The organism is Corallococcus sp. CA049B (assembly GCF_003611685.1).
Classification (GTDB): Bacteria; Myxococcota; Myxococcia; order Myxococcales; family Myxococcaceae; genus Corallococcus; species Corallococcus coralloides.
Window position 1 is genome coordinate 1 of sequence record NZ_RAWC01000112.1, and the last position, 17,151, is coordinate 17,151.

Sequence of the window (17,151 nt, forward strand, 5' to 3'; positions counted from 1 at the left end):
GGGCTGGACCCACGCGGAGGCGGAGCTGGGGCGGGGCGCCTCGAGACGGGCGGTCGCGGGGGGCTCCTCCTTCGGTGAGGCGCAACCCGGGACGGTTGCCAGCAGCAGCACGGTGTGGAGCAGGACGTGTTTCATGGTGCAGCGCCTTCCGGGGCAGGAGCGCCAGGTGTGTCGGCGTGGAATGAGGGAGCCGGTGCGAAGCGCCGCGGTGGAGCGGCGCGAGGCAGGCCGTGCTCAGGGGGTGGCTTCTTTCGTGGCGGACGCAGCGAGCGCATCGATGAGGAGCCGGGCTCGCACGCGCGCCAGCGCCTCCTCCGCCAGCGCATGGCCCAGGCGGATGCGAGCGTGGGTGAGCGCGCGCCGCAGGCGCACCACTTCGAGGACCGTGGTGTCTCCGGCGCGGAAGAGCAGCTCGCCCAGCCTCGCCGCCTCCTCGGCGCCGGGGAGCAGCGTGCCGCGCAGCACCTCCACCACCTCGTGGGAGTGCTCCACCTCGTGGAGCGCGAGCGCCAGCGCTGAAGCCGCCGCGGCGGCGGCCTCCAGGCCTTCACCCTCCAGCCGCGCGGCGTTCGCCAGCAGGGTGCCGCGCTCGCGTTCGGCGTGGTCGAACACGGGAGGCGTCAGGCCCACCGTGGCCACTGCTCCCACCGCGCCGTCGTACTCGCGCAGGGCCGCGGCGCCGAGCTGCAATTGGAACCCCTTGGCCGCCTTCGCCTCGTCCGCGCGGGCACGCTCCGCGCGGGCCAGCGACATGCGAAAGGTCACCTCCGGGAGGTCCGCGGCCCGCTCCTGCAACGCCGGCCACCGCGACTCCGGGGGCAGGGCCACTTCGGGCAGCGGGCCCGTCGCGGTGACGGGAACCGCCTGCCGCGCGCCCACCTGTTGGGAGAGCTCCGCGCGGCGCGCCACGGCCACGCCCTGGACGTCCAGCTCCGTGAGTCGCGCATCGGCCGCGTAGGTCGCGGCCTCCGCCACGTCCAGCTTCGTCGCCGCACCCAGCGCCGCCGCGGACTCCACCCTCTCGTGAAACTCGTCAGCGAGCCGCACCTCCTCGGCCGCGCGCGACCGGGCCTGCTCGGCGGCCCACAGCGACAGCCAGGCCTCGGCGACGGTCAGCCGGCGGGCCAACAGCGCGGAGCGCGCCTCTTCCGACAACGTCCGGGTCTCCAGCCGCACGGCCTCCTTGCGCGCGGTGCCGAGGCCGGAGAGGTGGAACGGCTGGGCCACGCCGACGCGCAGGTCCAGTCCGCTCCCCGCCGCGGCTGAACGCCGCCAGCCGGGCTCCACCACGAGCTGCGGGTTGGACAGCGAAGAGACCCGGGACGCCTCGGTGCGCTGGGACACCACGGCGCGCGCGGCGGCGGCGGGAAGGGGGGCACGCTCCGCCAGCGCGAGCGCCTCCGCGAAGCTCATCGGAGTCGGTGCGGGCGAGGCGGCGAGCAGCAACGCGGTCAGGGCAACCACCATGCGAGGCACGGTAGAGACCCGGCGCGAGCGCATCCTGAGACGTCCGTGAGAGGAGTCTCAGAGAACGCCGGGCCCTGTATCGAGCACGTAGCCCTGCTTATGGCGTCCCTGCTTCTTCCCGCGAAGACGACGGGCCCGCTTCCGGCGGTGGAAGCGGGCCCGGCGAAGAACCTGTCCGACGGTCGGACTACTTCTTGGGCTTGGGCGACGTGGCCTTCAGCTCCAGCGCGACGGAGTCATCCCCCTCCAGCTGGAACTTCGCGCGCACGTTGGCGCCCTCCGGCAGGTCGCTCACCTTCGCCGGCTGGTCGTCCAGGGTCACCTTCGTCTTGTCGCGCACCTCCAGCTTCACCTCCGGCAGCGTGTCCTTGCGCGCCAGGGTGATGTCGTCGTTGTCCTTGGCCTTCACGGTGCCTTCCATGCTGAAGGCGTGCTTCTCCTTCCACACGCCCGTCTGCGCCGCCTCCTCCTTGGAGGTCTGCGCGCCCACGACGCTCTTCGCGGCGTCACCGATGGCGGGGCCCACCTCCTGGGCCTCGATGCCCGTGGACCTGCGGCCGTGCTGCCGCGAGCTGGGCGCGCTCGGGGCCGGGTTCTCCGGCGTGCCGGTGGTTTCCTGCGCGAAGGCAGTCGTTCCCAGACACATCACTGCCGCGATGATGAGCTTCTTCATGGTCCCGCTCCCTTTCGTGTATGGATTTCGTGTGGCGCTCGATGGTCAGACGGGCAGGCACAGCTGCTTCACGGTGGTGAGCAGCGCGGACAGGTCCAGGGGCTTGCGCAGGTAGCCCGCCACGCCCATGCCATCCACCGTGTCGCGCACGTCCAGGTCCGCGCTGGCCACCACCACGGGGATGTCCGAGCACGCGCGCTCGTGGCGCAGCGCCTCGCGGAACGCGACGCCGTCCATGCGCGGCATCATCAGGTCCAGGAGGATGAGCTGCGGCCGGGGCTCCGACGAGCGCAGCCGCTCCAGCGCCTCCAGCCCGTCCGCCGCCAGCTGCACGGCGTAGCCCTCCAGCTCCAGCGCGTCCTGGAGCGCATCCCGGATGTCCATGTCGTCGTCGACGACCAGCAACGTGTGATGGGCTTCCATCCCAATCCCCCTGCGAACCCTGGAGCACCCGCGCCGTCCCCCGAGCCGGAACGGCGGGTCCCCGCCTTCGCCAGGACGAATCTGTGTCCGGGGGCAGGAGAGCGGAAGCTCACATGTAGGCGCGTGCCTACCAGTGAGCACATCCCCAGCGGGGGCTCGCCTGGCTGGCTGGAGGGGGGGGCTACTCGCAGCGGTCGCAGAGACCGCGCAGCTGCACCTCCACGGCGCGCTGCGACACGGCGCGGGGGACGCCCCGGGCGGTGGTGAGGCGCACGGACTCTTCCGGGAGGCAGGCGACGGTGCCGCAGTCGGTGCAGGTGAAGTGGGGGTGGTTGTTGGCGTGCTCGGTGGCGCCGGGGCGCTTGAGCTCGAAGCGCCAGACGTGGTCGCCCAGGTCGGCGCGCACGACGAGGCCGGCCTCGGTGAGGTCGGTGAGGTTGCGGTAGATGGTGACGCGGTCGTAGCCCTCGCCGCCCAGCTCCTCCACCAGGTCCGCGTGGCTCATGGGGGCGGTGGCGGTCTCCAGCTTGCGCAGCACGGCCACGCGGGGGGCGGTGCTGCGCAGCCCCGCGGCGCGAATCCGGTCCTGGAACCCGGTCAGCTTCTCCTGCGCCGTGACTTTCTTGGCACCCATGCGCGGTCGAATAACACACCCGTGCAAACGAAGTGTACCTGTAGCCCGGTTGTACCAGTGACGCGGCAGGCCAGCGGCGGGTTCCCCTGGCTCGTGGCCTTCCAACTTCCAACACTTCCAAAGGGTTGCCTTGACTCGGAGGCCCCCGTCACCAGACTGCGCCCTTTCCACACCCTGGTGGCGGGCCGTGGGGTCCCGCCTTCCAGAACGACCCGTCGCCCGCGCCCGTCTTCCTCCTCCCGCCCCCAATGAAGCCCACCCTGCTGCTCGTCGAAGCCCCGGGCCCTCATCGGGAGCTCCTGTCCCTGGCGTTCCAGGTGCAGGGTTGGCGGGTGCTGCTGGCGGCGGGGGTGGAGCCGCTGGTGCAGGCGCTGCGCGAGTCCCCGCCGGTGCACCTGGTGCTGACGGCGGGGGCGCTGCTGGCCTCCGCGGCGGGGCGTGTGCACGCGCTGCGTGAGGCGCTGGCCGCTTCCGGTGCGCCCCTCTGGGTGGAGGCGCCGCCGGCCGAGCAGGAGGCCCTGCGGCGGTCGGGCCTGCCGGTGGCGGGGTTCCTCGCGCCGGGGATGTCGCTGGGAGCCTGGGTGGAGGCGGTGCGTCAGGCCCTGCCGCGGGAGGTGCGGGAGTCCGAGGCCCGCCGGGCCGGGCTGCGGGTGCTGGTGGCGGAGGACGACCCCGTCTACCGCAAGCTCCTGCAGCTGGCGCTGGCGCCCTTCCGCTTCGAGCTCATGGAAGCGGAGGACGGGCTGGCCGCGCTGGAGCTGGCGCGGCGGCACCCGCCGGACGTCGTGCTGGCGGACGTGCTGATGCCCCGGCTGGACGGCTTCCGGCTGTGCCTGGCGCTGCGCCAGGACCCCAAGCTCGCGCGCGTGCCGGTCATCCTCACGCACGCCACCGCGCCGGACGAGCTGGACCTGCGCATGGCGGCCAACGTGGGGGCCAACGGCTTCGTGCGGCGCGCGCAGGGGGATGACGAGCTGGTGGCCACGCTCTTGCGCGAGTCGCGCGCGGAGGGGCCCCTGCCCGCGCCCGTGCCCGGCGAGCTGTCCACGGAGCCGCACCTGTACGCGATGGTGCGCCAGCTGGAGCGGCGGGTGGGACTGCTGGAGCAGGCCGAGCGCATCGCGCGCGAGAGCGAGGAGCGCTACCGGCTGGTGGTGTCCGGCTCCTATGACGGTGTGTGGGATTGGGACGTGCGCAACCAGCGCATGTACTGGAGCCCGCGCCTGCTGGAGATGCTGGGGCTCAGGCCGGAGGACTTCCCGGGGACCTCCGAGGCCTTCCTCGCGCGGGTGCACCCGGAGGACCGGGACGAGGTGGCGTCCGCGCTGGCGCGGCACCTGGAGCAGGGCACGCCCTACGACGTGTCCTTCCGGCTGAGGCACGAGGCGGGGGGCTACCGCTCGTGCGTGAGCCGGGGCCGGGCCATCCGCGACGCGCAGGGCCGGCCGGTGCGCATGGCGGGCATCATTGGCGACGTGACGGAGCAGCTGCGGCTGTACCGCGAGGCGCGCGAGGCGGTGCGCGTGCGGGACGAGTTCCTGGCGGTGGCCGCGCACGAGCTGCGCACGCCCCTGGCCGCGCTGCGGCTGCGCGTGCAGGGCACGGCGGCGGCGCTGAAGCACGAGCGGCAGGTGGCGCCGGAGCGGCTGGAACGCGCGCTGCTGGCGGCGGACCGGCAGGTGCAGCGGCTGGCGGACCTGGTGGAGGGGCTGCTGGACGTGTCGCAGATGCAGAGCCACTCGCCCCGGCTGAACCTGGAGGACGTGGACCTGGGGCAGGTGGTGCGGGACGTGGTGCTGCGCTGGGAGGAGATGGCGGCGCGCGCGGGGTGCCTGCTGGTGGTGCGCGACGTGGCGTCCGCGGTGGGGCGCTGGGACGCGCTGCGGCTGGGGCAGGTGGTGACGCACCTGCTGGTGAACGCGGTGAAGTTCGGTCCGGGCAAGCCCGTGGAGCTGGAGGTCCGGGCGGACGAGGACACGGCCTGGCTGGTGGTGAGGGACCACGGCATCGGCATCGCGCCGGACCGGGTGGACGGCCTCTTCCGCCGCTTCGAGCGCGCGGTGCCCACGCGCAACTACGGTGGGCTGGGGCTGGGGCTGTACCGCCTGCACCGCATCGTGGAGGCGCACGGTGGCCACGTGGCGGTGACGAGCACCCTGGGGCAGGGGGCCACCTTCCGGGTGCGGCTGCCTCGCGCGGGGCCTCCGGTGGGCCACGCCTGACGGCCGTCCGGGCGGCCGGCGGCTCTGTCGGATGGGCTACATCCGCCGGTCCCAAGGTGCTTTTCACCTGGGTGGGAGGAAGCAACTTGCCCGCATGGGAAAGCGACCCACCGTGCTGGTGCTCAACGGGAGTGAAGACCTCATCGAAGCGCTGGAGGAGGTCCTCGACGGCGCTGGCTTCCAGACGAAGGGCGTGCGCGTGCAGGACGTCATCCGCGGCCCCCTGGACTTCGCCACGCTGGTGCGGGAGACGGCGCCGACGGTCATCGTCTACGACATCAGCGTGCCGTTCGATTTGAGCTGGCGCGCGTTCCAGAAGCTGGCCGCGACCCCGGCCGCCGCGGGCATCCCCTTCGTGCTCACCACCACCAACCGCGAGGGCGCGAAGGAATACACCGGTCCGGATGTCATCGAGTTGCTGTTGAAACCCTATGACATCGACCAGTTCACGCGGGCCGTGACGCAGGCGGCGCGGCGGGGGGTTGTTTCGGCAGGCGCACGGTGAAGGGGGTGTCTGCTTCCGGCAGGCTCGTCACGCTCACGGTGCCGCCGGGTTCGACGGTCCCCTGAGCCGCGCGCTGGCGCTGCTGCTGGCTCCAGTGGGTGAGCCCAGGACGCGGGCCCCCCGTTCCTGGGGGCGGAAGGGCTTGAAGAGGACGTGCCTCCGGGTCGGGGCGTATCGGCGAGCCAGCGTTCATCGGGGATGGACGGGTTCCTGGTGCGTCCATTGGGACCAAGCCGCAGTGGCGGCGGGCAGTGGCCTCGTGTGGTGCGTTTGTCCGGCAGTCAGCCCGTCACGGTCTTTGAAACACCAACGCGTGGTGATGGGCGCGTGCGCGGACTGAACGTGGGTTCACGGGCGCGTGACGTGCCCGTGAGCCCACGAAACGATAAGACCGCGACAGAGACTCACTCCGTGGCGGGACGTGAAGCCCAGGAACTCGCCATGCTTGGCTCATTCATGCGGGGGGACACATGAGGCCTCAAGCCCTGGTCATGGCGTTGCTGATGAGCGTTGGATGCTCTCACGCGCGGCCCTTGAAGTCCCGGCCATACGTTGTTGCCGAGGACGCGTCAGGGGTGGGCGCGGCGCTTGGCAGTGGTGGGGCTGGGGGCCATGACTGTCAAAAGGAACATGAGGAGTGTGTGGAGAGGTGCTGGCAGAAACGCTACCCGTGGCCTCACAGTCAGGAGCAGTCCGGCTGGTATTACAAACGGTGCGTTTCCGATTGCGGTGTTCAATACACGGACTGCGTCAAGGAGCAGGAAGCCGCTGCACGAGAGGATGCGAAGAAGTTGGAGTTCACTGAGATGGAGGGCGCGATCAACTGGTTGAAGCGGCACAAGGCGGAAGTCGCCCTGGGGACCGTCGTGGTGGTTGGAGGCGTCGCGTTCGTCCTGACGGTCAGCGCGGCGGGCGCGTTGATCCTGGCCCCGCTTGCTCTTTAGGGAAACGTTCATGAAATACAACCAGAACTTCCAGCTGGAGGCAGTGCTCAACGCGCTTCGGCGCATCAATGAGAAGTACGGCGACGCCTCCGAGGAGGATGAAGCGCTTCGGATCGCCGCGGTCGCGTTGATCTACCTCCAGGACAGTGGGCGCCTGGATGAGTACCGGGAGTTCTTCCGTTCGTTCTATACGCCAGCCATCGAGGATGTCGTCGTCGCGGAGACGTTCGAGACGCGTCAGGCTGCGGAAGAGTGGTTGGCGAGTGGTAGGGGACAGGATGGAGACCTCCTCAGAATCGCAGGGCAGGGGTTCCAGGTCATCCGGACAGGAGAGGGCCCGCAGACCCTTCTGAGGACCCCCTTGCCTGAGGAACTCATGAAGAAGTTCCCTCCGGAGCCGACATAGGTGGCTCCGCTGGTGACCTGGCGCATCGCGGGCTCCAAACCTCCCCGTCACGTCACACCCATCTGTTAGGGTGCGATGCTGGAGGTTGCCCCTCGTGCTCACGCCCCGTCTGGTTGTCTGTCAAATCCTGCTGATGCTGCTGGGCGCGGCGGTTCCGGCGTGGGCTGGGGCCCCCGGACCGCGCACCCCGCGGGAGCGGAAGCTGGTGGTGCGGGCGGAGGAGGCCACGACGCTGCACCTGCTGCGCGTCGCTCCCGGGACCGTCACCACCGTCGTGTTCAACGAGGACATCCTGCCCGCGTCCGTGGAGATGAAGGCCCTGGCGCCGCTGTTCGGGCAGTGGAAGGTGTACCCGGGCGTGATGGTGCTGCGCCCCGCCGTGGCCATGCCGGAGACGTCCCGGCCGCTCATCACCGCGCGCTTCGCCGGAGAGGACGCGCCCCGGCAGGTGTCGTTCCTGCTCGTCACCGACCCCAAGGAGGTGGACACCGTGGTGGAGGTGTCCCGCCACGCGCTGTCCGCCGAGGACCTGGGCGAGGAGCTGTCCCTGCTGCGGGGACGGTGCGTCGCCGCCGAGGCGGGGCTCGCCACCCTGCGTGCGCAGTGCGCCCAGACCGGCTTGGCGGGCGCGGTGCTCACCGGTGCGCTGGGGCCGGCGCCGGTATCAATGGAATGGGCTCCCAAGGCTGTTGAAGCGTCAGGCCTGGAGTTCCTGGAGAGTGCGCTTCTCTACCGCCACATCAGGACTCGGTTGATGGCCTTCACCCTGAGGAATTCACCCGACGCTGCTGCGTGGGTGCCCGGCGTGGGGCGGCTCATCCAGTTGGGGGCTGATGAGAAAGAAAGGCAGGTCATCCATCGGGAGATTCCTGTCCGGATGCTGGAAACCCGGCTGGCCCCCGGCGCGAGCGGCCAGGTGGTCCTGGAATGGCACATGCCGCAGGACCTGGATCCTCAGGCCCGCTATGTGCTGGAGGTTTGGAATCAGGAGGGAGATCGCTCCGTGCGATGGAAGGGACTGTCCCTGTGAGCAGCGAGTCACCCGAGCTGGGACTTCATCATGCGGAGGCGGTGCTGGGACGGGTCCTGCTGTCTCCCGAGTGGTTGCCGCCTGGGACCCGGGTGGACTGCTGGGAGGTGATGGACCGGTTGGGCGCGGGAGGTTACGGCACCACGTACTCCGTGCGCCGCGCAGGCCGCCCTCGAGGTCGGCTGTATGCCTTGAAGTTGTCCCGGCGCCCCGGAGAGCGATGGTTCGCGCGGGAGGCGGAGTTGCTGGCCCGCGTGCGGCACCGCGCGGTGGTGCGGTTGATCACCCACGGTGTCTGGCGGTTGGGGCCCGTGGAACACCCCTATCTGGTGATGGAGTACGTGGAGGGAGAGTCGCTCTATGAATGGGCGCTGGCCCGCAACCCCTCGGCTCGACAGGTGACGGGCCTGCTGGTGCAGGTGCTGGAGGCGCTGGCCGCCGCGCACCGTCAGGGAGCGCTGCACCGGGACTTCAAGGGCGACAACGTCCTGGTCGCGCCGAACGGCAGGGTGAAAGTCCTGGACTGGGGCGCCGGCTGGTACGCGGGGGCACCCGTGCTCACCGCCACCGCCCGGTTGCCGCCGGGCAGTCCGCGCTATTACAGCCCCCAGTTGTTCATGTGGCGCGTGCTGGCGGAGCGCCGGCCCGGCGCTTCTAGCCCCTATGCCTACTCCGTGGCGGATGAGCTGTATGCGGTCGGCGTGACCTTCTATCGCCTGCTGACGGATCAATACCCTGCCGCGCAATGGGGGGCGCCTCGGGAGGCATCGGAGCCTCATGGCCTGCGCGCCGTGAGGAACCTCAACCCCCATGTGCCGGAGGAACTGTCGGAGGCTTTGATGCGGTTGCTGGCCTTCGAGCCGGAGCGGCGCCCCGAAAGCACGGCATTGCTGGCGGGGGAGCTGCGCCAGCGTCTGACGGATGGCGGTCCGGCCTGGGATGCGCCCCTGTTCGACTGGCGCAAGCGGACCGCCAGCGGCTCACGCACGACCCTGGAGGCGGAGGAGGTCCGAGGCCCCGTGATGCCGGGGCAGGAGGTCGCCCTCCGGGACGCTCGCGTCCGCCACCTGGAAGCTTCCCGCCGGCTTCGCGAGGTCCGTGAGTTGCGCAGACGCGATCCCGCGAAGGTTGCCGCCGCCGAGGCCCGGTCGCGCCATGCGCTCCAGGTACGGGTTCGCGGGAGCCGCTCGCATCTTCTCTTCTGGGGCGTGTTCGCGGTGTTGCTAACGGGGCCTCTCGTCGCCGGTCTCACGGTGTGGGGCTTGCGGCAGGCCCTGGTGCGGGAGGAGTCCTCGCTGGCGGCGGTGAGCGAGGCGCGAGGCGTCCAGCAAATGGCGGACAGTCCCGGGCCGGAAGAAGCTCATAAACCATCGATGGGCACCTCCCCACCCGTCCCCTTTCCGCAGGAGCAGGAAGCCATGATTCCCCCTTCGCCGCAGCAGGCGGCGGTCATTCCCACGCCCGGCCGGTCTGGAACGCTCAAGAGGTGCTCCGCGGCGGTTGGCGCCGCGGTCCTGACGGCCTGCACGGGCGCCCAGGTGCGGCCGGACGCGAGCCGATGTCCCACGGGGTCCCTGGAGGCGATGTGGAAGCTCGGCCTGTACAAGGGTGGCGGCGCGAGCATCTACACCGACATCACGCAGCCCGGCCGGGGGTCCGAAGATGCCATCGTCCACGACGGCCCCATCGTCAGCCTCGTCATCGCGCAGTACGGAGACCTGCCCAAGGGAACCCGCCTGCATGGGCGCCTCTGGACGGGGGAGGGCCGGGTGACGGGCCGTTACACCAAGGCGGAGCTGCCAGACGGGAGCATCCATCCCGTATGTTTCGTCTACGCGAACCTGGATGGTAGCGAATGGAATGAGGGCTCCAAGCCCGGCGCGGTCCGGATGCCGCGCACCTTTGGCTATACCGTCGTGGATTCGTTTCCGTGAGCCCTCCTTGCCGGAACGCCGGGTCGGGAGAAACGTTCTAATACAACCTGATGGGTCCTGGAGAGTCTGACTACTCAAAAAGTAGTCTAGCGTTGTTCCCCAAGGAGCCCGCACGGCATGAGTTCTTCCAGGACGGTGAAGCCGCCCCATCCCGAAGTGCTGTTCAAGACAGGCTCCAGGTCGTTCGAGCTGGAGCAGGTCCTGCGGCGGCGCGGCCATGGAGAGCAGCACTTCCTGGCCCTCCGCAGGCAGCCCGGGCGTGAGCCCGTGCCGGTGTTCCTCCAGGCCCTGTCCCTGCGCGGTGGAGGCCTCTCCCCGTCGAGGGACCCACGAGCGCGGTTGCAGGAGACGCTGTCGCTCTCACGGTTGCTGGAGCATCCGCGCATCGCGCGGCTGTACGGCGGCCACGAGGTGGCCGACCTGCTCTTCTTCGAATGGGAGCGCGTCCCGGGCTGCACGCTGGATGACGTGGCGATGCTGCCGCTGGTGTATGTGCATTCCTATTCCGAGGCGTTCCTGGTGCACGTGGGCCTCCAGCTCGCGTCGCTGCTCGGGTTCCTGCATGGAAGGACAGACGCGCGAGGGGCTCCGCTGGGTTTCGTGCACCGCGACCTGCATCCGCAGGGCATCCGGTTCGGACCGGAGGGAACGCTGGCGCTCACGGACCTGGGGGATGTCCTCTCCCGGATGCCGGGCCGGGTGCCCTCCAGCATCACGCGTCCGCACGGCGAGGTGTATTACGGCGCGCCAGAGGTGCTGTTCGGGGAAGGGGCGGATGCGCGCTCGGACCTCTTCTCACTGGGGCTCATCCTGGTGGAGCTGGCGACGGGCCTGCACCTCTACAGCCTGCCACGCGCGCTCATGAGCGACCTGGAGGCGCGGCTGACGGACGTGGACGCGAAGCGCGTGTTCCAGGGGATGATGGTGGCGGCGCAGGCAGGGCGCGGCTCGGACGAGCACGCCGACGTCGTGATGCACGCCGCCGCCTACCGGCCGGAGGACGTGGAGTCACTGATGTCGCGACTGTCGCCCGGACTGCGGGCCATCCTCCACCGGTTGCTGAAGCGGGAGCGGTCGGAACGCTACGCGACGGCGGAGGCGCTGGAGGCGGACCTCCGCGCCCACGCGGCTGCGCTGGGCGGGCCGTATGGTGGGGCGGAAGCCGCGGCGGAGTTCCAGCGGGCGCTGGAGAAGACGGCGCCACGGCTGGAGTCATTCCAGGTGGACGTGGGCGCCTTTTCCTCCGGCAGCGTGCTGCACCTGCCGACGCCCGTTGTCTGAATGGGTGGGCGGGCCGTCGCGTTGGCACCGGCTCCGCGCCCCTACGTTCCAGCCGCCTGCTTCGCGTCCACGTGCGGCAGCCGCACCGTGAACGTCGTGCCCGCCTCCCGCGTGGACGTCACGTCGATGGTGCCTCCGTGCGCATGCACGATGGTCCGGACGATGTAGAGCCCCAGGCCCACGCTGCGCGTCGCCGCGTCCACGCCCGGCGCCCCGCGCTGCATGGGCTGGAAGATGCGGGGCAGCACGTCGGAGGCGATGGGGGCTCCGCCGTTGTGCACCTCCAGCAGGACGCTTCCGGGGACCTCCCTCAGGCGCACCGTCACCGGCGTGTCCTCCGGCGAGTACTTCAGCGCGTTGCCCATCAGATTGATCAGCAATTGCGTGACGCGGTCCGGATCCCAGCAGCCGCGAAGGCCCGCCTGCGGCAGCGACAACGCGATGTCGCGCTCCGGAGCGCTCATCCGCGCCTCCTCCACCACCTGGTGCACCAGCGCCCCCAACTCCAGGTCCTGGCAGTGCACCGGGAGCCCGCCGCCCAGGCGCGCCTGGGTGAAGTCCAGCAGGTCGCGGATCATCCGCACCGCGCGCTCCGCGGAAGCCTGGATGCGCAGGACGGCCTTCGTCTCCCGCTCGCTCAACTCCTCGCGCCTTAGCAGTGACGCCGTGCCCAGCATGATGGAGTTCAGCGGGTTGCGCAGGTCGTGCGAAACGATGCCCACCAGGTACTGCTCGAACTCCGCGCGCTGGCGCGCCGCCTCCTCCGCCAGCTTGCGGTCCGTCACGTCCAGCCCCGTGCCCACGAAGCGCACGGGCCGGCCGTCTGGCCCGAAGTGCACGTGGCCCCGTCCGGAGAGCCAGTGCCCGGGCTGGCCGCCCCGGGCAGCCCGCGCGCGGAACTCGCACGCGTACTCGCCGGAGCCTCCGGGCCGGGCGGCCTCCGCCATCGCCTGCTCCACCTTGGACCGGTCCTCTTCCAGGACGAACCGCATGGCCTCGTCGAGCGTCACCTCGCCCTGCGCGGGCAGGCCCAGCATGGCGCGGAAGCGCGCGTCCCAGGTGCCCCGGCCCGTGGCGAGCTCGATGTCCCAGCTGCCCATGTCCGCCGCGTCCAATGCCAACCGCAGGCGCTCCTCGCTGGCGTGCAGCGTCTCCGCCAGCCCTTCCGCCCGCTGGCGGGCCCGCACGGCTTCGGTGACCTCGTTGGCGACGATGAGGATGCCCTGGAGGCCCACCTCCGCCTCGTGCAGCGGCTGGTAGACGAAGTTGAAGTAGGCGTCCTCCAGGGCGCCGCCCGGAGCCCTCGCCAGCCGCGCGTGATGTTCGTGGCCCACGTAGGGCGTGCCCGTGGTGAGCACGTTGTCCAACAGCTCCCGGAAGCCCTGTCCCTTCACCTCTGTCAGGACGTTGAACAGGGGGCGGCCCAGGACCTGGTCGCTGGCGCGGCCCCAGAGCTGGCAGACGCAGTCGTTGGCCAGCTCCACGACGTGCTCGGGGCCGCGGAGGATGGCGAGCGCGACGGGGGCCTTCTGCAACAGCACGTGCAGATGGCCGAGCGCCGTGTCCGCCTGGACGCGCGCGGTGCGGGCCTCCAGGAGCAGCCGTGCGCGCCCGCTCTCCTCCTCCCGCTGCAGGCTGACGTCCTGCATGGCGCCCACCATGCGCACGCCCAGCCCCGTCGCGTCGCGCAGGATGACGCCCGTGTCCAGCACCCGCACGGCGTCACCCTCGCGGTTGAAGAACCGGTACTCGTCCTGCCAGCGCGCCTGCGTGCCCTGGATGGCCGCGTGGATGCCGTGTGCCACCCGCTCCCGGTCCTCCGGGTGGATGCGCTCGACCCACCAGCTCGCCAGGGGGCCTGTCTCCTCGGGCGCGAAGCCGAGCAACCTGCGCGTCTCTCCGCCCCAGGCGACCTCCTGCGTGAGGAGGTTCCAATCCCAGACGGTGTCCGCGGCGGCCTGGCTGGCCAACCGGGAGCGCGACTCGGACGCCTCCAGCCGCGTGGCGGTCTCTCGCAGCTGGCCCGTCAACAGCGCGCGGTCGAGGATGCCGGCGAGGTACTCCACCAGCGTCTCCAGGAAGCGCTTGGTCCGCGGAGGCACCGGCCGCGCCTCCGCGAAGCCCACGCAGAGCACGCCCCTCAGGTCGCCATGGGGCCACAGCCGCAGGCCCAGGAGCGTGCTCCACCCGGGGACGTGCAGCCCGTCGAGCGCGGCGTCCTCCATGCCCCGCCCCTGCGCGAGCACCCGCGGCTCCTCCGAGCGCGCCACCCGGCCCAGGAACGACGGCCCTTGCGAATCCACCCACCGGCCCGGCGGCGGCACCCGGTGCTCCGTGTGCGCGACGGGGACCATCCGCCGGCCTCCCGCGTCCACGAGGAACAGCTCCGCCCCGGCGGCCCCCAGCGCGCGGACGATGAGCTCCACCAGCGGCTTCAGGGGGCCTTGCAGGTCCGCGCCGGGCTCCAGCGAGCGGGGCGCCAGCGCGTCCAGCTGGCGCAGGAAGCGCTTCTCCCGCTGGCGGTCCTCCAGCGAGTCGCCGGAGAAGAGGACCACCACGTGGTCCATGGCCTCTTCAAGCTGCTGGAAGAGGCCCTGCAGTTCCGCGGCGTCGGGCTTGCGCTCCGGCCGGACGTCCTCCCAGAGCTGGGGGATGAGCCGCCCCAGGAGCGTGTATTCGTCCGTCGCGTCCTCCTGCGTGGCGCCCACGCGCAGCCGCAGGTTGATGTGGGCCTCCTCCAGGCGCGCCCGCGTCTCCAGCTGCTCCGGCGTGGCGCCGTGCCGGCAGATGGCCGCCACCACGTGCAGGTACTCCGGGAGCGTGGAGATGATCTCCGACGGCTTCAGACCCTGCGTGCTCTCCAGCCTGCGCGCGGCTTTCGCGAAGCGCCGCACCAGGACGTCCAGGTTCGCTTCGATGAAGTCCGCGATGAGGTTCATGGGGCCGTAGAGAAGGGGGTAGGGGCTCGGACCTCCAGGCGCAACCAATCCGCCCGGTTTCCCTCGCGATTCCCGACAGGCGGCCGGGCGGGGCCCCGACCCGCGTGAAGCCACGCGCGCCGTGTGGGCCGGGGGGCACGACTTCCTTGGCGCCCGTAGCAATACCTGCGTAGGCTGCCGCCCGTGAGCAGCACCCCCCCGCGTTCCATCATCCTCATCGTTGACGACGAACCGGACCTGCGCGAGGTCGTGGCGGAGCTGTTGGAGATGGAGGACTACACGGTGCTCCAGGCCGCCAACGGCCAGGCCGCGCTGGAGGTCCTCGCCGCCAACGACGAGCAGCCCTGCCTGGTGCTGTTGGACCTGATGATGCCGGTGATGGACGGACACGAGTTCCTCCACCGGCTGCGCGAGGACGCGCGCTACCGCGAGCTGCCCGTGCTGATGCTCACCGCCCACTTCTCCGCCAAGGCCCCGCCGGGCACGGTGGGTCTGTTGCGCAAGCCCGTGGACATCCCGGAGCTGTTGGCCATGGTGGCGCGGCACTGTCCCGCCGCCGCCTGAGCTCCCGGCTTCACGCCGCCGCGGTGTGCACCGCGATGGCGTCCAGCAGCTCCTCCAGCTTCACCGGCTTGCCCAGCCGGCCGGCCACGCCTTGCGGCAAGGGCAGGGTGGGGTGCGCCGTCAGCACCAGCACCTGCGTGTGCGCGAGCGCGCCCGTGCGGCGCAGGTGTTCGATGAAGGCGTGGCCGTCCATCACCGGCATCACCAGGTCCAGCAGGACGAGGGCGGGCATCCGCTCCTGCTCCGCCAGCAGGTTCAGCGCGTCCTGGCCGTTCACCGCCGTGAGGACGCGGTAGCCCTCCGACTCCAGGATTTCGCGCAGCGCCTCGCGGACATCTTCGTTGTTCTCGACGAGGAGCAGGGTGGTGCGGTGTTGCGACGTGGTCCTGCGCCCTCCGGGGTTCATGCACCACCGCGCGGCAGCGTCAGGGTGAAGACCGTCCGCCGCGCGTCCGACGTCACGGTGAGCGTGCCCCGGTGGCCCCGGGCGATCTGGTCGGAGATGAAGAGGCCCAGGCCCAGGCCTGACGGGACATGCGCGCCCGTGTGCGCGCGCTGGAAGGGATGGAAGAGCAGCTCCAGCTCCTCCGGGGCAATGGGCTCCCCGGCGTTGGTCACCCGCGCGATGGCCTGCTCCGCCTCGCCCACGAGCGACAGTTCCACGGTGGCGTCCGGAGGGCTGTACTGGAGCGCGTTGCTCACCAGGTTGGAGAGCACCTGCGCCAGCCGGTCCGCGTCCCAGTTCCCCGTGAGGGGGCCCGTGGACGTCATCTTCACCGTGCGGCGCGGGTGCACCAGCTCCAGCTCCTCCACCACCTGGCTCGCCACCTGGCCCAGGTCCGTGGCGCCCGGGTTCAGCGGGATGCCGCTGCCCAGCCGGCTGCGCGTGAAGTCGAGCAGCTCGGTGATCATCCGCGTCATCCGGTCCGTGCTGGTGATGATGCGGCTGGCGGTGCGCTCCAGCGCGGGGGGCAGCTGCTCGCTGGCGACGAGGAAGCTGGCGCCCATGCGGATGGAGTGGAGGGGGTTGCGCAGGTCGTGGCCCACGATGCCCAGGAAGCGCTCGCGGAACTCCGCGGTCGAGCGCAGCTCCGCCTCCGCCTGCTTGAGCCGGGTGACGTCCACCATCACGGCGCCCACGCCCACCACGTCACCCCGGACGGTGCGCACCGGGTGGTAGCTGGCCATCACATGCAGCTCGCCGTGGGGCGCGTCCGGGTGCTCCAGCGTGAAGCCCAGCTCCTCCACGGGCTCGCCCGTCTCCATGACGCGGCGGAGGAGGGGCTCCAGCCGCGCGGCGAAGCGGGGCAGGACCTCCGCTAGCGTCCGGCCCGGGTAGGCGTCCACGGACAGCCCGTCCAGCTTCGCCATGCGCGCGTTGGCGCGCACGAAGCGCAGGTCCCGGTCCAGCAGCGACAGCCCCACGGGCGAGGACGTGAGCAGCGCGTCCAGCTGCGCGAACACCTCCGCCTTCTCCTCGCTGGTGCGCCGCACGTCGTCCACCAGCCGCTTGGTGCGCGCGAGCGCGTCCACCCGCGCGCGCACCTCCTCCGTGCGGAAGGGCTTGGCCACGTAGTCGTTGGCTCCCGCGCGCAGGCCCTGCACCAGGTCCTCCGGCCGCCCGTGCGAGGTGAGCAGCAGCACCGGCAGGGCCTGGGTCTCCCGCTGGCCGCGCAGGAACTGACAGACCTCCGGACCGGACATTCCCGGCATCTCCCAGTCCAGCACCACCACGTCCGGTGCCCGCCCGGTGTGTAGCCTTTCAAGCATCGCGGCGCCGTCCGGGAACGTCTCCACCTGGAAGCCCGTTCCCAGCGCTGCCTTGATGAAGCGCGCCTCGCTGGCGCTGTCGTCCACCACCCAGACGCATGGTGCGTCTTCCAGGGGGAGCGGAGGCAGGCCCGGCGGTCGGGGGAAGGAAGCGTCGGTCGGAGGAGGCGGGCGCATGATGGAATTCGGTTCCCAGGGTGGAAAAACAACGGGGCGCAGGGTGCCGGAGGTGCGGGCAGCCGTGGCGCTTCGTCGCCCGCCGTGGCACATCGTCCAAGGCGGGCGTGGACCAGCCAACGTTCAACGCGCGCCGGATGACTCATTTCTTTCAGCGGATCGGAATCGATCTAGCTTGGCCG

General features: G+C 71.0%; 15 protein-coding genes. 8 read left to right on the plus strand and 7 right to left on the minus strand.

What is annotated here, in order from left to right; all coding sequences use genetic code 11:
• Nucleotides 1-234: 234 nt before the first annotated feature.
• The 4 genes from D7W82_RS23120 to D7W82_RS23135 all read right to left on the minus strand — a co-directional run bounded on the left by D7W82_RS23120 (nucleotide 235) and on the right by D7W82_RS23135 (nucleotide 3,197).
• On the minus strand, nucleotides 235-1,467 hold the full coding sequence (locus D7W82_RS23120; protein WP_120620426.1) for a TolC family protein: 1,233 nt from the start codon (nucleotides 1,465-1,467) through the stop codon (nucleotides 235-237).
• Nucleotides 1,468-1,654: 187 nt separating this feature from the next.
• On the minus strand, nucleotides 1,655-2,140 hold the full coding sequence (locus D7W82_RS23125) for a hypothetical protein (protein WP_120620427.1): 486 nt from the start codon (nucleotides 2,138-2,140) through the stop codon (nucleotides 1,655-1,657).
• Between the two features lie 45 nt (nucleotides 2,141-2,185).
• On the minus strand, nucleotides 2,186-2,563 hold the full coding sequence (locus D7W82_RS23130; RefSeq protein ID WP_120560878.1) for a response regulator transcription factor: 378 nt from the start codon (nucleotides 2,561-2,563) through the stop codon (nucleotides 2,186-2,188).
• 181 nt (nucleotides 2,564-2,744) lie between these two features.
• On the minus strand, nucleotides 2,745-3,197 hold the full coding sequence (locus tag D7W82_RS23135) for a Fur family transcriptional regulator (RefSeq protein ID WP_120589349.1): 453 nt from the start codon (nucleotides 3,195-3,197) through the stop codon (nucleotides 2,745-2,747).
• Nucleotides 3,198-3,445: 248 nt separating this feature from the next.
• On the opposite strand from D7W82_RS23135, the gene D7W82_RS23140 reads away from it, so the two are divergent.
• The 7 genes from D7W82_RS23140 (at nucleotide 3,446) to D7W82_RS23165 (ending at nucleotide 11,519) form a co-directional block, all read left to right on the plus strand.
• A complete protein-coding gene (locus tag D7W82_RS23140) occupies nucleotides 3,446-5,419 on the plus strand; it encodes an ATP-binding protein (RefSeq protein WP_120620428.1) in 1,974 nt (657 codons plus the stop codon).
• Between the two features lie 94 nt (nucleotides 5,420-5,513).
• Nucleotides 5,514-5,924, plus strand: a complete 411-nt coding sequence (locus D7W82_RS23145) for a hypothetical protein (RefSeq protein WP_120620429.1) — start codon at nucleotides 5,514-5,516, stop codon at nucleotides 5,922-5,924.
• A gap of 806 nt (nucleotides 5,925-6,730) precedes the next feature.
• On the plus strand, nucleotides 6,731-6,868 hold the full coding sequence (locus D7W82_RS41045; RefSeq protein WP_171427520.1) for a hypothetical protein: 138 nt from the start codon (nucleotides 6,731-6,733) through the stop codon (nucleotides 6,866-6,868).
• Nucleotides 6,869-6,878: 10 nt separating this feature from the next.
• Complete coding sequence (locus D7W82_RS23150) at nucleotides 6,879-7,274, plus strand: hypothetical protein (RefSeq protein WP_120620430.1); 396 nt, start codon at nucleotides 6,879-6,881, stop codon at nucleotides 7,272-7,274.
• A 94-nt stretch (nucleotides 7,275-7,368) separates the two neighbouring features.
• Nucleotides 7,369-8,304 (plus strand): DUF2381 family protein, encoded by a 936-nt coding sequence (locus D7W82_RS23155; protein WP_120620431.1) that lies wholly within the window; start codon nucleotides 7,369-7,371, stop codon nucleotides 8,302-8,304.
• Nucleotides 8,301-10,238 carry a serine/threonine-protein kinase gene (locus D7W82_RS23160; protein WP_158617714.1) on the plus strand — a complete coding sequence of 646 codons (1,938 nt, stop codon included), beginning with the start codon at nucleotides 8,301-8,303 and terminating at the stop codon, nucleotides 10,236-10,238. The genes D7W82_RS23155 and D7W82_RS23160 overlap by 4 nt, the downstream gene beginning before the upstream one ends.
• 117 nt (nucleotides 10,239-10,355) lie before the next feature.
• Nucleotides 10,356-11,519, plus strand: a complete 1,164-nt coding sequence (locus D7W82_RS23165) for a protein kinase (RefSeq protein ID WP_120620433.1) — start codon at nucleotides 10,356-10,358, stop codon at nucleotides 11,517-11,519.
• Between the two features lie 41 nt (nucleotides 11,520-11,560).
• Here the strand turns inward: D7W82_RS23165 and D7W82_RS23170 are convergent, their stop codons facing one another.
• Nucleotides 11,561-14,458 (minus strand): PAS domain-containing protein, encoded by a 2,898-nt coding sequence (locus D7W82_RS23170; RefSeq protein ID WP_120620434.1) that lies wholly within the window; start codon nucleotides 14,456-14,458, stop codon nucleotides 11,561-11,563.
• A gap of 183 nt (nucleotides 14,459-14,641) precedes the next feature.
• Between D7W82_RS23170 and D7W82_RS23175 the strand changes: the two genes are divergently transcribed.
• Nucleotides 14,642-15,022 (plus strand): response regulator, encoded by a 381-nt coding sequence (locus D7W82_RS23175; protein ID WP_120620435.1) that lies wholly within the window; start codon nucleotides 14,642-14,644, stop codon nucleotides 15,020-15,022.
• Between the two features lie 10 nt (nucleotides 15,023-15,032).
• Here the strand turns inward: D7W82_RS23175 and D7W82_RS23180 are convergent, their stop codons facing one another.
• Nucleotides 15,033-15,428: a response regulator gene (locus D7W82_RS23180; RefSeq protein WP_120620436.1), complete on the minus strand. Its 396-nt coding sequence runs from the start codon at nucleotides 15,426-15,428 to the stop codon at nucleotides 15,033-15,035.
• The gene (locus D7W82_RS23185; RefSeq protein ID WP_158617715.1) at nucleotides 15,425-16,882 is read right to left on the minus strand and encodes a response regulator; all 1,458 of its coding nucleotides are present in this window, start codon (nucleotides 16,880-16,882) and stop codon (nucleotides 15,425-15,427) included. Before D7W82_RS23185 ends, D7W82_RS23180 begins: the two co-directional genes overlap by 4 nt.
• Nucleotides 16,883-17,151: the final 269 nt, after the last annotated feature.

Bases quoted from the DNA above. Each gene is read 5' to 3' on its own strand.
- D7W82_RS23120 (WP_120620426.1), bottom strand. From the start codon at position 1,467: ATGGTGGTTGCCCTGACCGCGTTGCTGCTCGCCGCCTCGCCCGCACCG.
- D7W82_RS23125 (WP_120620427.1), bottom strand. From the start codon at position 2,140: ATGAAGAAGCTCATCATCGCGGCAGTGATGTGTCTGGGAACGACTGCC.
- D7W82_RS23130 (WP_120560878.1), bottom strand. From the start codon at position 2,563: ATGGAAGCCCATCACACGTTGCTGGTCGTCGACGACGACATGGACATC.
- D7W82_RS23135 (WP_120589349.1), bottom strand. From the start codon at position 3,197: ATGGGTGCCAAGAAAGTCACGGCGCAGGAGAAGCTGACCGGGTTCCAG.
- D7W82_RS23140 (WP_120620428.1), top strand. From the start codon at position 3,446: ATGAAGCCCACCCTGCTGCTCGTCGAAGCCCCGGGCCCTCATCGGGAG.
- D7W82_RS23145 (WP_120620429.1), top strand. From the start codon at position 5,514: ATGGGAAAGCGACCCACCGTGCTGGTGCTCAACGGGAGTGAAGACCTC.
- D7W82_RS41045 (WP_171427520.1), top strand. From the start codon at position 6,731: ATGGAGGGCGCGATCAACTGGTTGAAGCGGCACAAGGCGGAAGTCGCC.
- D7W82_RS23150 (WP_120620430.1), top strand. From the start codon at position 6,879: ATGAAATACAACCAGAACTTCCAGCTGGAGGCAGTGCTCAACGCGCTT.
- D7W82_RS23165 (WP_120620433.1), top strand. From the start codon at position 10,356: ATGAGTTCTTCCAGGACGGTGAAGCCGCCCCATCCCGAAGTGCTGTTC.
- D7W82_RS23170 (WP_120620434.1), bottom strand. From the start codon at position 14,458: ATGAACCTCATCGCGGACTTCATCGAAGCGAACCTGGACGTCCTGGTG.
- D7W82_RS23180 (WP_120620436.1), bottom strand. From the start codon at position 15,428: ATGAACCCCGGAGGGCGCAGGACCACGTCGCAACACCGCACCACCCTG.